This is a genomic window from Rhodanobacter sp. FW021-MT20, assembly GCF_041107475.1.
Classification (GTDB): Bacteria; Pseudomonadota; Gammaproteobacteria; order Xanthomonadales; family Rhodanobacteraceae; genus Rhodanobacter_A; species Rhodanobacter_A glycinis.
The window spans coordinates 1-13,325 of record NZ_JBGBPX010000020.1 but is presented as its reverse complement, the minus strand read 5'-3'; the positions used below and the strand labels follow the sequence as shown (position 1 = coordinate 13,325).

General features: G+C 58.1%; 12 protein-coding genes. 7 read left to right on the top strand and 5 right to left on the bottom strand.

What is annotated here, in order from left to right; translation table 11 throughout:
• Positions 1-15 precede the first annotated feature (15 nt).
• From AB7849_RS16840 to AB7849_RS16825, 4 genes are read right to left on the bottom strand one after another with little or no spacing between them, the layout of a single operon-like run.
• Entirely contained in the window at positions 16-861 is an 846-nt protein-coding gene (locus AB7849_RS16840) for a class I SAM-dependent methyltransferase (protein ID WP_008216397.1), read from the bottom strand.
• A 24-nt stretch (positions 862-885) separates the two neighbouring features.
• Complete coding sequence (locus AB7849_RS16835) at positions 886-2,085, bottom strand: acyltransferase family protein (RefSeq protein WP_008216399.1); 1,200 nt, start codon at positions 2,083-2,085, stop codon at positions 886-888.
• Positions 2,078-3,391 (bottom strand): glycosyltransferase, encoded by a 1,314-nt coding sequence (locus AB7849_RS16830; RefSeq protein WP_008216400.1) that lies wholly within the window; start codon positions 3,389-3,391, stop codon positions 2,078-2,080. Before AB7849_RS16830 ends, AB7849_RS16835 begins: the two co-directional genes overlap by 8 nt.
• Positions 3,388-4,857, bottom strand: coding sequence for a glycosyltransferase (locus AB7849_RS16825; protein WP_369501421.1), 1,470 nt, complete (start codon positions 4,855-4,857; stop codon positions 3,388-3,390). Before AB7849_RS16825 ends, AB7849_RS16830 begins: the two co-directional genes overlap by 4 nt.
• 235 nt (positions 4,858-5,092) lie before the next feature.
• Here AB7849_RS16825 and AB7849_RS16820 point away from each other — a divergent pair, with 235 nt between their 5' ends.
• From AB7849_RS16820 to AB7849_RS16790, 7 genes are all read left to right on the top strand, one after another.
• Positions 5,093-6,259, top strand: coding sequence for a trans-sulfuration enzyme family protein (locus AB7849_RS16820; RefSeq protein ID WP_037102350.1), 1,167 nt, complete (start codon positions 5,093-5,095; stop codon positions 6,257-6,259).
• Positions 6,260-6,337: 78 nt separating this feature from the next.
• Positions 6,338-7,138, top strand: coding sequence for an FkbM family methyltransferase (locus tag AB7849_RS16815; protein WP_008216408.1), 801 nt, complete (start codon positions 6,338-6,340; stop codon positions 7,136-7,138).
• A gap of 31 nt (positions 7,139-7,169) precedes the next feature.
• Positions 7,170-8,246, top strand: coding sequence for an NAD-dependent epimerase/dehydratase family protein (locus AB7849_RS16810; RefSeq protein WP_369501420.1), 1,077 nt, complete (start codon positions 7,170-7,172; stop codon positions 8,244-8,246).
• Complete coding sequence (locus tag AB7849_RS16805; RefSeq protein WP_008216415.1) at positions 8,243-10,201, top strand: glycosyltransferase; 1,959 nt, start codon at positions 8,243-8,245, stop codon at positions 10,199-10,201. Before AB7849_RS16810 ends, AB7849_RS16805 begins: the two co-directional genes overlap by 4 nt.
• Before the next feature lie 31 nt (positions 10,202-10,232).
• Positions 10,233-10,547 (top strand): hypothetical protein, encoded by a 315-nt coding sequence (locus AB7849_RS16800; protein WP_157618221.1) that lies wholly within the window; start codon positions 10,233-10,235, stop codon positions 10,545-10,547.
• On the top strand, positions 10,547-11,701 hold the full coding sequence (locus AB7849_RS16795) for a glycosyltransferase family 2 protein (RefSeq protein ID WP_369501419.1): 1,155 nt from the start codon (positions 10,547-10,549) through the stop codon (positions 11,699-11,701). Before AB7849_RS16800 ends, AB7849_RS16795 begins: the two co-directional genes overlap by 1 nt.
• Before the next feature lie 105 nt (positions 11,702-11,806).
• Entirely contained in the window at positions 11,807-12,862 is a 1,056-nt protein-coding gene (locus tag AB7849_RS16790; RefSeq protein ID WP_369501418.1) for an acyltransferase family protein, read from the top strand.
• 142 nt (positions 12,863-13,004) lie between these two features.
• Here AB7849_RS16790 and AB7849_RS16785 read toward each other — a convergent pair.
• Positions 13,005-13,325, bottom strand: a 321-nt coding sequence (locus AB7849_RS16785) for a transposase (RefSeq protein ID WP_369501417.1), incomplete at its 5' end; no start/stop codon positions are given.

Genomic DNA, 13,325 nt, shown 5'->3' with positions numbered 1-13,325 from the left:
ACTCTGGCCGTATCGTCATGGCTTGTGTGCGACGATGATCTGACTTTTCGGCATGAAACGATCCAGTTGTTCCTTGAGTTGCCGCCCTTGCGGCGTCGACAGCACGGCGCCCCAGGCTTCGGTCCAATGATTCAGCACGGGGTGGTCGGGATGGTCCAGATCCACGTTGCATGACCAGAACAAAGCCCACCAGATGGACCAGAAGAATCCGTACTGGGTTTGTTCGCGAATAACCAGCCCGGCCTCCGCCACCATTTCGGCAAACTGCTTCCGTTCGACGATACGCACATGGTTGGGTTTTTCGAAATAGCAGGCAGGTGCAACATGTTTCTGCATGTTCTCCTGCAGTGCATCGGGAACGGTAAGCAGGTAGAGCGCCCCTGGTCTGCCGATGCGAACCAGTTCGGCGAGCAATTGCTGTGGGTCATCCACGTGTTCGATCACTTCGGTGCAGATCACTCGGGAGGCTGTTGCGTCGGCAAGTGGCAGTGGATTGGCGTTGCTGACATGCGTGGCATAGCGATCGGGCGAAGTTGCGTCGGCGAGCTTCGCCTTGATGCCGGCAATGACGTCTGGATCAATGTCCACGGCAGTCACGTGTGCCCCTCTGCGGGCGCAAAACATGGTGTTGCCACCATCGCCGCATCCCACGTCCACGACGGTATCGTCGGTGCCGATTGGAATGCCGCGGAAAATTTCGTTGGAGGCGTTCTGGAACCAGCCGCTCAGCACGGCATCGTGCAGTCCCACGGCGGTCGCGCCCGAGAGGTTGGCCGAAGCCGGTGTTTCGGCTGCAGCCATCTCGTTCTGGGGTATCAGCTCCGCAGGCAGATGTAGAAGCTTCTTGATCAGGTTCGACATGCACGATATCCGATGGGAGGGCGTTTAGATGTTGGGCCGGGTGGCGCCTGGTGCCGGTGAGTGATCTTTCACAGCATCCGCTCCGGAGGCGTGATGCGCGCGCCGCTGGAGAAATCGGTCGGCGACGTGTCGGCCATGGATGCGCAATGGGCGCTCAAGACAACGGTAGTTCAAGTCGGACAACAAGGCGATCAGGATCGTGGCGAGCAGAAGCAGCATCCAGGCATGAAGGGTTACGCCAAACCGGAAAGCTGCTTCGCGCAGGGCGAAATAGACGGGTATGTGGATGAGGTAGATCGCATACGAACGTGCCCCCACCCATGTCAGTACGCGCTTGGGCACACCTTCTGGCAACAGGTAGTTTCGATCGTAAGATGCCAGCCACACCAAGGCGGTGCCCAGTACGGCGATGGCGCTGATGCGATAGCGCCAGTATTGCAGATCGGCCGCGACGAGCACCGACATCACGACCAGCACCACGAATGGAACAATGACGCGCCACGCACGCCAGCGGAGCAGGAATCGAGGTTCCAATGCCTTATAGAGCCGGCCGGGAGCGACGATGGCCAGCAGTACGCCCAGAGCGAGTGCATCGGTTCGTACCGACATGAGCAGAGGAGTGCGGAACAGGCAAAGTTGCACGACAAACAAGGCAACCATGATCAGCCATATGCGCCGCTTCATGATCGCTGCGAGCAGTGGCAACAGAAGGTAGAACTGCTCTTCGAGCGAAAGGCTCCAGTAGACGAAGCTGGCGCCGTATTCGTAGCGGAAGAAAGCATCGGCGAAACGAAAATTGGCCACGTCGAGCAGCCCCGCCAGGGTTGCCATCAGGTTGGCGTGGACGCTTCCATACACTCCACTTCGGTTGAACGCGATGCTCGCCAGCAGCATCAGGCCAAGCCATAGCCATGCCGAGGGCAGCAATCGCCAGAAACGGCGAATCCAGAACGCCACGATCACGCCAAACTGCTTGCGTGGCTGGTCATGGCACGCCGCCATTTGCGGAAGCAGGCTGCGGGCGATGACAAAGCCGGAGATGGCGAAAAACAGATCCACGCCGTACCAGAAGTCCGCGTGCTTCAGGAGCGTGCCGATTATCGGAATGCCGGGATGAAACAGGTTGCCCTGCATGTGGTGAAATGCCACGCCGATCACGGCGATAGCGCGCAGGCATTCGATGTCACGGTTGCGGCGATCCTTGCGCAGCCCCGGCTCAGTCATGGGGATCACCTGTCGCGTGTTCATCGATCACCGGGCCAGCACCAATACAGCGCTTGATCACGCGCTCCAGCCGTGGTTGCAACACTTCCACCGAGCAATAGCGCTGCAGGGAAGCTCTGGCCGCTTGCGACATGCTCCGATAGGTCAGGGGCTCATGCTGCGCGACGTGGTAACTGTGCCGGTAAGCGGCGACCAGTGAGCCGTAGTGAATCCGTTGGCGCAGGGTCCGGAATGCCTGGCGCTGGTCATGTGGCCATGTACCGAGCTCGGTGCTGGACTCGATCACGAAAGCACAGTCGGGGCCGACGTAGTCGCGCATGGACGTATGTCGCGGCGCCACGGCGGGCTTGCCAGCGGACATGTATTCCATCAACGGCAGGCATTGCCCTTCGCCATGCGACGTATTGACTGCGTATGTAGTGGCTTGCAGCAATGCGTTGTACTGAACTTCCTCCAGGTAAGCGTGTACCAGCAGTACGCGGCAGGCTAGTGAGCCTGCCTTGTGGATGATCTCCAGTATGTCCGGAATGAGTTCGTCCGGATCGTAGTGGGTCAGCTTCAGCAGCAGCGTGGCATTGGCTTTGTCGCGAAGTGCCTCGCAGAAGGCCGAAACCATGTCCATCCAGTTCTTGCGACCATCGCCCGGGTTGAATATGGCGGTGTACAGCACGCCGTCCAGGGTGATGGGGTCATGCGGGCCATGGCAACCTTCCGGCAGTGGAAGGGCCTCGGGCAAGGCTGCCTTGAGCCGGTGCATGGTATAGGCGGATAGATCGGTACGACGACTGTCGATCAACAGTCCATCAATCTTCAGTGTGGCGGATGTTCCGCGGGGCTCTCTCCGAAGTACTTGCATGCGGTCCCATAGCGGTGCAGGGATGGAGGTCACCGGATAATGGTTTCCCAGCGCGGCATGGACGCGTTCGACGGTATAGCTGGAGTGTGTGATGGCTGCGCCCAGCTTCGCCAGCACGCGGCGCCAGTCGTTACGCGGCTTGCCGCCGAAGGCTTCATTGGGTAATGCCTCATATTCCCATGCGAAGACGGGAATGGTAGGGCAGGCTAGGTCGATGGGTGTTTTGTTGGGCGGCATGAAGCACAGGAATACGCAAGGTTCGCCATGCTGTTGGCACGATGCATGGATACTGTCCACTTCGCGCTCGGGATTTTGTACTTCGATCACGATGCCCAATTCGTCCAGCATGGGGCGGAAGGCATTGACCACGAAGCGGTAACTGTATTCAGGACGCCCCAGCTTCAGTGGAAGCTGACTTGTGCTTGTGCTGGTGTGAACAAGCAGAATCATGGTGTGCAGTCCGTCGTGGTATCGACGTGATCCGGACGAGAGACTTGCCGCGTGTCTTCCACGCCATCGCTGGCAACTGCATCCGGACAGAGAAAGGCGCGTAACTGGTTTTTGATGATTTCCGGCCCGCAGTAGGCGCGCATGGCCTCGCTGGCGCACCGGGACATCTGCCGGTAGCGTGCGGGATCGTGTCTGGCTACCTCGTGACTGAGTCGGAAGGTCTCGGCCAAGGATTGCCAGTCCAGTTGGTGGCAGGTCGTGCGATTGATCTCGTAGTCGCCATGCGGCCAGACCGTGGGTACGCCGGGGTAGCTGGCAACGACAAAAGCAAGATCGTCGCGTATGTAGTCGGCCATGGCCGTGTTGTCAGGAGCGATGGCAGGAATGCCTGCGCCAAGGAATTCGATCAGTGGCAGGCACAGGCCTTCGCATAATGAAGTGTTGACGTAGTAGGTGGTCGCTTCGGTCAGCGCGGCGTAGCTTTCGTCGGGGATGTATCCGTACAGAGCGATAACGCGGCAGCGAAACGGCGACAGTTTGGTCAGCAACATCAGCAATTGATGGTGTGATTTGGTCAGGTCGGCACCAGTCAGTTTCAACAGCAGTGTGGCGTCGGCGGTGTTGCGGAACGTCCAGCAGAAAGCCGTGATCAGGTCTTCCCAGTTCTTGCGGCCGACCTCTGGTGTCAACACGGAGGTGTAGACCACGCCTTTGAGCCGGGTACGTATCTGTTTGGACGGAGGAATATCCCACCCGCAACCATATGGCGCCCTTTCGTCATCTTCGGTGGCCGCTGGATTCTCGATGGACTCGCCGGATGGCAATGAGTCGGTCAAGGGAGCCGGCAACGATTCCCAGTCATTCGGCTCAAATGGCGTGTCATCCTCTTCGTCGAGAGTAACCAGTCCATCGACGTCCAGCCCCATGTGGGCACTGTCAGCCATGCGTGCTTCAATCTCGAACGGGCAATCTTCGGATTTGGCCGGGGGCACTCGATCTTCATGGTCCTGGTGCGTAAAGGGTGCGGGTATCGCAACTATCGGGTAGTCCGGTCCCATGCTGCGTTTCACTGCCTGGACTGTGTGCTGCGACAGGGCGATGGCTCGCCCGGTGCGCAGAAATACGTGTCGCCAGTCGTGCCGGGGGTCATCCGCCCAGCACGCTTCCTGGATGCGCTCTGGAATATCCGGGTATTCCCAGGCGAACACAGGCACCGTGGGACAGTTCAGCCCGAGCGGGGTCTTGTGTGGAGGGGTAAAAGAGAGCAGTACGCACGATTCCCCGCGGGCCGAGCATTGCTCGTGAAGGATGTCGGCCTCGGCTGGGTTGGCCAGCAGGCAGACTTCACCAAGCTCGCTCAATACCTCGGCGAAGGCACGCAACAGAAAGAAATAGCTGTAGTCGGCCGCACCAAGCCCTGTGGCGATGCTGTCTTGGTCCATCTGCGCGTACAGGAGAAACTTCATCGAGCAAGGGTACCCGGCGTTCATGGGCAGCCACTTGGTGGCTGCGACATTGAATAGTGCCGGAATGAGGTCGTAGCGAAAAGCGCACGGGTACGTGGTTCCACCTCCGCACGCCCCCGGATCGAGTCGCGTTAAAGATGAATGAGGGGGTGGAGGCTGGCTGTGGCTGACAGTGCCAAGAAGGTAAGATATCGCTCTTCATGCCCCGGTTCGGGGTAAGCATGGGTACTGCACAATGAAAAAGTCAGATCGGAGTGTTTCCCACGGGTTGGGAACCCGCGCCATCCACGCCGGCCAGCACCCCGATCCCAGCACCGGCGCGATCATGACGCCGATCTATGCCACCTCCACCTACGTGCAGGAAAGCCCGGGCAAGCACAAGGGTTACGAGTATTCGCGCTCGCAGAACCCGACCCGCATGGCCTATGAGCGTTGCGTGGCGGATCTGGAGGGCGGCGTGGCCGGCTTTGCCTTTGGCTCCGGGCTGGCGGCGGCGGCCACCGTGCTGGACCTGCTCGATTCGGGCAGTCACGTGATTGCCATGGACGACCTGTACGGCGGCAGTTATCGCCTGTTCGAGAAGGTGCGGCGGCGTTCGGCCGGGCTGGATTTCAGCTTCGTTGATTTGAATGACACCAAGGCGCTGAAGGCCGCGCTGAAGCCGAACACGCGGATGATCTGGGCCGAGACGCCGACCAACCCGATGCTGAAGCTGGTCGATCTGGCCAAGGTCGCCGCGTTCGCGAAGAAACACGGCCTGATCCTGGTGGTGGACAACACGTTCTGCTCGCCGATGGTGCAGCGTCCGCTGGAATACGGCGCCGACCTGGTGCTGCATTCGGCGACCAAGTACATCAATGGCCACTCCGACATGGTCGGTGGCATCGTGGTGGCCGGCAGCAAGGAACTGGCCGAGCCGATGGGGTTCCTGCAGAACTCGGTGGGCGCCATCGCCGGCCCGTTCGATGCCTTCCTTGCCATGCGCGGCCTGAAAACCCTGCATCTGCGCATGCGCCAGCACTGCGCCAGCGCGCTGGAGTTGGCCGGCTGGCTGGAGAAGCATCCAGCGATCGAGCGCGTCATCTATCCGGGTCTGAAAAGCCATCCGCAGCACGCGCTGGCCAAGCGCCAGATGCACGGCTTCGGCGGCATCGTCACGATCGAGGTGAAGGGCGGCCTGAAGAAGGCCCGGCGCATGCTGGAACGCTGCGAGCTGTTCGCGCTGGCCGAGTCGCTCGGTGGCGTGGAGAGTCTGATCGAGCATCCAGCGATCATGACCCACGCCTCGGTGCCGGCGGCCAATCGCAAGCGGCTGGGTATTAGCGATGGGCTGGTAAGGCTTTCGATGGGAGTCGAAAATATAGAAGATTTGCGTGCTGAACTGTCTGCTTCACTGCGCTGACTTTTTGACTGCACAGCATCGTCGGATGCCAAAAACGTTGTACTTGGCTGTCCACCACTACAGGAAGGTTTTCGAACGATGTCACTCGTGAATTTTGCCGGTACGGTCCCCTCCGGGATTGCCGGGGTCGACCTAGAGTTGGTAACAACAGACGTTGGTGATTTGTGGTTTCCGTTGATCGATGAGGTCATGCGCGATCATGTGCGATCTGCGGGCACTTGGGAGCCGGAAATCGGGGAGTTCCTTCGCGGTGCTTTTCCTCGGGAGGGTGGTGTCTTTATCGACATTGGTGCAAATGTTGGGTACTTTTCTGCACTGGTGGCGGACGCTTTTCCGTCGGCGACTATTCACGCTTTCGAGCCGCACCCCATAACTTCAAAGATTCTTCGATTAAACACGTGGAAGCACAAAGAGCGAGTTCACGTGTGGCCTTGTGCCCTGGGTGATCACCGTGGCACGGTTGCGCTTAATACAACCAAAAATAACCTCGGGGACACTAGGGGGGTCGATCCTTCGGATCGATTGGTGACGTCCTCGGTTGCTCCGGTGGCGACCTTGGATGAAATCCTTTGCGATACGAGCGCGGATCTGATAAAGATTGATGTTCAAGGGGCTGAATTGCTGGTCATGGCCGGCATGCGTTTGCTCGTCAACCGTTCTCCGGGCTTGAAGATTGTGCTCGAGTTTTCACCTGGGCTGTTGGAGATGAGTCACGTCAATCCGGTAGCGGCTCTTGCTGCACTTCGGGAGCAGGGGTTTGATATCGGATTGATCCACCCTGATGGCTTGGTTTTGGCTGGAGACAGAGAAATTCTCAGCTTTTGTCAATCAGCGGGCCCATTGGGGCAGGCTAATATTGTTCTGTATTCGCGAAATTGAGCGATAAATTTCTTCAGGGAAATGGATTTATATGCAAAGGGCTTTAATCATTACAGGCGGCGCCGGCTTTATTGGAAGTGCACTGGCTTCTCGCCTTGGGATGAGCGGTTTGCCTCTCGTTGCCATTGATAATCTGCACCCGCAGATCCACCCAAGTCAGCAACGCCCAGACGCCCTCCCTGAGCACGTCGTGCTTCATGAGGGTGACGTTACGGATGCCCGGACCTGGAATGATGTCTTGGCGCACTGGTACCCGGAGGCGGTTGTCCATTTGGCCGCGGAAACAGGGACAGGCCAGTCTCTGACCGAAGCAACCAGACATGCTCATGTCAATGTGGTAGGTACAACGACGATGCTTGACGCGTTTTCACGTCATGACATGCGTCCGTCCCATGTGGTTCTGGCATCCAGTCGTGCTGTCTATGGGGAGGGGGCCTGGCTTGATACAGACGGTACCGTTTTCTACCCACCGCCTCGGTCACATGACGTGCTCGCCAGTAAACAATGGGATCCGTCTTCTCGCTCCGGTGGGAGCAAGCCTTCGCCATGTCTCCATTCAGCCGCGAGCATATTTCCAAGCCCGACCAGCGTTTACGGTGCTACCAAGCTGGCCCAAGAACACATTCTTACTGCGTGGTGCGGCGCGATGCGCGTACCGCTTTCCGTTTTTCGGTTGCAGAATGTGTACGGCCCGGGGCAATCGCCATTCAACGCGTATACCGGAATCATTACTTTATTTCACCGTTTGGCACGCCAGGGCAAGCAGTTAGAAGTATACGAAGATGGTCAGATAGGGCGGGACTTCGTCTATATCGATGATGTCGTATCCGCCTTGGCCGCCGGGTTGCATCACGTGCCAGCTGATCGTCGCACGCTTGATGTCGGCTCTGGTGTGGCAACGACGATATATGAGGCGGCGCGCACCATCGCGGCACTCCACGGGGCGCCGGCTCCCTCGATTTGCGGGAAATTTCGTGACGGTGATGTCCGCTGGGCAGTTGCTGATGCGACAAGGCTCGCCGGTGTTCTGGGCGTAAATGCGCAGGTTTCTTTTCAGGAGGGCGTTCGTCTTGTGGGGGAGTGGCTGGTCGAAAGGGGATATGCATGACGGATCGTGCCACGGAGAGTATGTGTGGGAGAGTCGGTGTTGTTGCCATCGTCAATGAGACCCCACGCGAGTGGGTCGATTCATTGCGGACGCTCACAGAGCTAGCTGCTGCTGAGATGGCCGAGTTGCGTGTGTGCGCGCTTGATGTCACTGGCATGAAAAAAGTGTTGGAAGGTTCTTCGATAGTCATCGCGAGTGAGTGGAACCTTTCTGATGCCGTTGCCAAGTTTCTCGCGGAGAGTCCCGATCTTGAGGCGCTCTTGATCGTCACGGCACCCATTTCGGTACCGAAAGCCATGTTGGAGCGAGGCCTTGCATGGGTTCGTGCTGATCCACGAGTGGCGACCGTATCCTTCCTGTCCAACTCAGCCGGGTACTTCAGCTTTCCCTATCGCAACACGCCGACGCCTTATCCAATGGTTGGGCACGATGAAACCAGCGTCACGGCTCTCCTGCGTACAATTGCGCCAGACGACGGTCCAGTTCCAGTTTGCATGCCTGCAGGGGCAGCGGTTTTGGTCAATCGTGCGGTATTGGCAACAGTTGGCGGATTCGATCCCTTGCGTAACCCGAATCCGCGCGAGGCAATCGCGGAACTGGCTCTGCGGGCTTCACGCCGGGGTTTCCAGCATCGCCTCGATACCGGTACCTATGTGACTGCACAGTGGTTCGAAGGGTTTCCGGCGGTAGAGGCCAGCGAGGATCAGGCCGCGAGACACCGACTTCATCAGGCAGATCCGTCATTCCCGGCATTGTACGACGACCACCGGCACGCTGGGGACGCTCCGGCTGCATTGGCTATGGACGTGGCTCGCAGTAAAGTCCTCGGCTTGCGTTTGTTGATCGATGGCTCCTGTCTGGGGCCGATGGAGATGGGGACGCAGGTACAGACCGTGGAGTTAGTTCGTGCCTTGCTTCGTCGGCCCGAGGTTGCGTCCCTCAGTCTTGCGGTGCCTTTTGCGCGGCTGCCGGACTATGCATCAGATTTGTTGGCCAATGGCAAAGTGCGACTCTACGACTGCAACGATCTCCTGTTTTCCGGGGCGGAGGAAGTCGATATCTTGCATCGCCCCTTTCAGCCGGACCGCCACATTCCTTGGGAGCGTTGGCAGGGCATTGCGAAGCGTGTCGTCGTTACTTTGCAGGATCTGATCGCTTACCGCATCGGCAGCTATCACCCCGGAGGCGAAGCATGGCTGTCTTATCGTCGCAATATCGCCGTGGCCTGTGCAAAAGCTGATGCGGTGGTCGCTATTTCCAAGGATACCAGTGCGTCCATTGTAGAGGAGCGATTCAACATCGCGTCGGACCAGATATATGTGGTGAAGAACGGAAGTGACCATTTGAATGGAAGTACTGAAGAGGAAACGCCACTGCCGCTCGTGGAGCGCGGTATGGTGGCATCCAACTTCATCCTCATCCTCGGTGCGACGTATGCGCACAAGAACCGCGATGTTGCCATTCGAATTTGGCAAGAGCTTCGTCGACGCGGACATCAAATTGCGTTGATCATGGCAGGTGCGATCGTCCCGAAGGGGTCGTCGCGAGTAGAGGAAACGATCGCCCGGCGCGACGGAGACGATCTGTTGCTGACGATGCCCGACGTCAGCAGTGGTGTGCGCACTTGGCTTCTGCGGCACGCCTCCGTCGTGCTGTATCCCACCTCTGCGGAGGGCTTTGGCCTCGTTCCCTTCGAGGCGGCCACTTTGGGAACTCCTACTGCACATGTCAGTTTTGGCCCCTTGCGCGAGCTGATTGACGATCCTGAGTTGCCAAGAGCATGGTCGGTCGAAGGTTTGGCAGACTTTACCGAGCGACTCCTCACAGATTCGGCCGCTGCGGAAAGAAACGTAAGCGGTATTCTCCGCAGCGGGTCGGCACTCACGTGGGATCAAACCGCCGAGGACCTTGTTGCGACGTACTACAATGTGCTGGCCCGGGCCGCACGACGATAATTAGATTGTCCACATGAATGATAGAACCGACATGAATACGACCGACCTTGATGGCATCTCGCTGGAACAGGCACTTATAGATTTCGAGGTGGCAAATGCGCGGGTCATTGATCTGACGTCGCGTCTGACCTCGTTGAGCCGTGAATTGATACAGGCGCGTACCGAGTTGGCTACAGTCAAGCTGCGTGGAGCTGCGCCGGTTGGTTCCCCTGCTCATCGATCCATCGACATTGGTGATATGGGCGAATTGGCACGCTTACGCGACACACTGAATCAGGTGCGCACCTCACGCTTGGTGCGCGCAGCATGCATGTTCAGCGGTAAACTCCGCAAGGTTCTTGCCTGATGACTCTGCCAAAGATCTTGCACTGCATTACCGTGTATAACGGCAGGGCCTTCGTCTTGCCGGCGATTGAGAGTGCTCTTCGAATTGATCAATCGGAAGCGAAGATTGACGTGCTGGTGCTTGACGATGCAAGTCCTGAGCTTGGTTGGAGCGAGGAATTGGCGGCGTTTTGTAAAGAACGCCAAGTCATGTATTACCGGACGCCGCGCAACCTCGGTATCCCTCGAAACGTCAGCCTCGGCCTGCTGACGGCGGTGAAGCGCGGGTACGATTACGTCGTGATCAGCAACTCCGATGTTTTATATCCAGCAGGCTTGATGTCCGCAATGCTGCCGGTAGTCAATCGGCCAAAGGTGGGCTCGGTAACGGCGTGGTCAAACAATGTTTCCATATATTCGTTGCCGAATCTGGATCCGAATGAGAATCTGCACTCTCAGGACGTGGTTGACTGGTTGCATGCGACGGTGAATGGCTACTTTGGCGATGCAGCGATGGACATACCTGCTGGCATTTCCTTCTGCATCCTCATTCCGACCAGCGTGGTTGAAGACGTCGGAATCATGGATCCATGCTTTGGCCGTGGTTATTGTGAAGAGACCGACTGGAGCCTGCGTAGCCTCAATGCCGGGTACCGCATCTGTCTGGCTCCGGGCGCATTCGTGTTTCATCATGGCCGAGGGTCGAACTTGGACGCAGGGCTCGTGTCGCTCAACGCGACAACGGTGCCGGAGAACGAGGCTATCATCGACCTGCGCTACCCGCAGTTTCGGTCCCAGGTCGATGCGTTCATCCATTCCGGCATTCTTGCACGGGCGCATGCGGATGCTCTGGGGCATATCGTGCGTAGTGCGGCGCGACAGTTCGGCTACTCACTCGAGGTCGGCTGGATTTCCAGGGCGGACCACAAGGAAAGCGACGTGCGCGTGTGCCTGTCTCCAGACGGATTCAGTAGCAGTGCGCAGGTGACATTCCGTGGGTTTTGTTTGGACATTCCGTTTGATCCGAAGGATGCGGGCGGGAGTATTCGCGCTTATTTCGAGTGCGAGCCAAACAGCATCAACGTGTTCGATCGCGGAAAGGGCGCAGCACAACTTGCGGAAGCCTTTCCGGAGCAAGTTACCCGGGCACACCGAAACTATCCATCGAAAATCTGAAGAACCGGATCAAGATTTCGCCTCGAATGTGCCCGACGATACCCGGGTTTGAATGACGATGGCTTCGGCCTCTGTCTCCGCAAGCATGCTATCTTGGGATACTGCATGGAACCGACGCCAACACTGCATCAAGGTAACAACTTCGACTTCGTAAGATTGGCTGCTGCTTTGGCCGTGTTGGTCAGTCATCAGTTTGCGCTGCATGCCAGACCTGAGCCGCTCATGTTTCACTACCAGACGCTGGGCGGTTACGCCGTGATGGTGTTCTTCGCGATTAGCGGATACCTCATTGCGAGCAGCTGGGCACATGACTCCAACGTCTGGCGTTTCTCTGCCAGGCGTCTACTCCGAATCTGGCCGGGCCTCATCTGTACAGTACTTTTGTGCGGGTTGGTGCTAGGGCCGCTGGTTACTGATTTGTCGGCGGGCTCCTATTTTTCAGACCCCACCACGCATCGGTTCTTTGGAACGTTGCTTTTCCATGTCAGCCCGTTCTTGCCCGGGGTCTTTCCTCACAGCCCTCTGGCATACATACCCAATGGTGTCCTGTGGACCATTCCCATCGAGTTGCGCTGTTACGGCTATCTCGCCATTCTTGGCATGATTGGCGTGCTGCGTTACCGGTGGGTCACCTTGGCGCTTTTGGCAGGCCTGTCCGTCTGGTACTACGGAATTCATGACGCGGAAGCCGTTTTCGCGCGTACGCATCAGCATCTCTTCGAGGTCGAGTATGCGACGTTCTTCTTCTCCGGAAGTTGCCTCTATTTGTTCCGTGAGATCTGGCAGGATCGCAAGCGCAAGCTGATTGGTTTGGCAGTAGCGGTCGTGCTGTGCTGTATTGCCTTGGGCGCCGGACACCAGTTGATCGCGGCATTTTTGCTGACGCCGTACGTGGTGATCGCCTTTGGCAGCTCGTCCTTGCCGGTGTTTCACCGGTTTGGCCGATTTGGCGACATGTCCTATGGCGTTTACATTTATGCATTTCCTGTGCAGCAAACCGTTATATGGCTCACGCCGAACCTGAACATCTATCAACATTTCGCTATAGCGATCCCGCTGGTGCTTGCGTTTGCGTGGCTGTCTTGGCATCTCATAGAAAAGAGAGCGCTGGAATTCAAGCCCGGGCGTCGAAATCGCGTGCAGGTGTCAGGAGCAGAGTGAAGTTGGGTCTGTCTGCTCTAGCAGGCTGTTGAGAATGCCTCTTCCGAGGGCATCGCGATAGGGTATTTCTATCGTCGGGGGTTCATGTCGGCTTCGGCGAGGCCTGTTTCTCGAACACGGGACGCACGTTTCCTGTCTTGGTTCACGTTGGCGAGGGATTCCACCACTCGCCGATGCCGCCGAGGCGAATCAGGTTGTAGGCGGCAAAGGTCCATGTCACCCAACCGCGCACCTTGGGCAGCGACACCAGCGGCAGCTTGTGCAGCCCGCCAACCGTCTTGATCCAGCCGAAACCCTGCTCGATGCGTTTGCGCACCTGCAGGCTCATTGCATACCCCTTGCCTCGCGCCTTGCGCGCGTCGATGGCGCTGCGTCGCCCCTTGGTGTTGCGTGCGATGTGGGGCTTGATGCCGCGTCGATCCAACGCTTCCACGAAATCGTGCGTGTCGTAGCCCTTGTCCGC

Bases quoted from the DNA above. Each gene is read 5' to 3' on its own strand.
- AB7849_RS16840 (WP_008216397.1), bottom strand. From the start codon at position 861: ATGTCGAACCTGATCAAGAAGCTTCTACATCTGCCTGCGGAGCTGATA.
- AB7849_RS16835 (WP_008216399.1), bottom strand. From the start codon at position 2,085: ATGACTGAGCCGGGGCTGCGCAAGGATCGCCGCAACCGTGACATCGAA.
- AB7849_RS16830 (WP_008216400.1), bottom strand. From the start codon at position 3,391: ATGATTCTGCTTGTTCACACCAGCACAAGCACAAGTCAGCTTCCACTG.
- AB7849_RS16825 (WP_369501421.1), bottom strand. From the start codon at position 4,857: ATGAAGTTTCTCCTGTACGCGCAGATGGACCAAGACAGCATCGCCACA.
- AB7849_RS16820 (WP_037102350.1), top strand. From the start codon at position 5,093: ATGAAAAAGTCAGATCGGAGTGTTTCCCACGGGTTGGGAACCCGCGCC.
- AB7849_RS16815 (WP_008216408.1), top strand. From the start codon at position 6,338: ATGTCACTCGTGAATTTTGCCGGTACGGTCCCCTCCGGGATTGCCGGG.
- AB7849_RS16810 (WP_369501420.1), top strand. From the start codon at position 7,170: ATGCAAAGGGCTTTAATCATTACAGGCGGCGCCGGCTTTATTGGAAGT.
- AB7849_RS16805 (WP_008216415.1), top strand. From the start codon at position 8,243: ATGACGGATCGTGCCACGGAGAGTATGTGTGGGAGAGTCGGTGTTGTT.
- AB7849_RS16800 (WP_157618221.1), top strand. From the start codon at position 10,233: ATGAATACGACCGACCTTGATGGCATCTCGCTGGAACAGGCACTTATA.
- AB7849_RS16795 (WP_369501419.1), top strand. From the start codon at position 10,547: ATGACTCTGCCAAAGATCTTGCACTGCATTACCGTGTATAACGGCAGG.
- AB7849_RS16790 (WP_369501418.1), top strand. From the start codon at position 11,807: ATGGAACCGACGCCAACACTGCATCAAGGTAACAACTTCGACTTCGTA.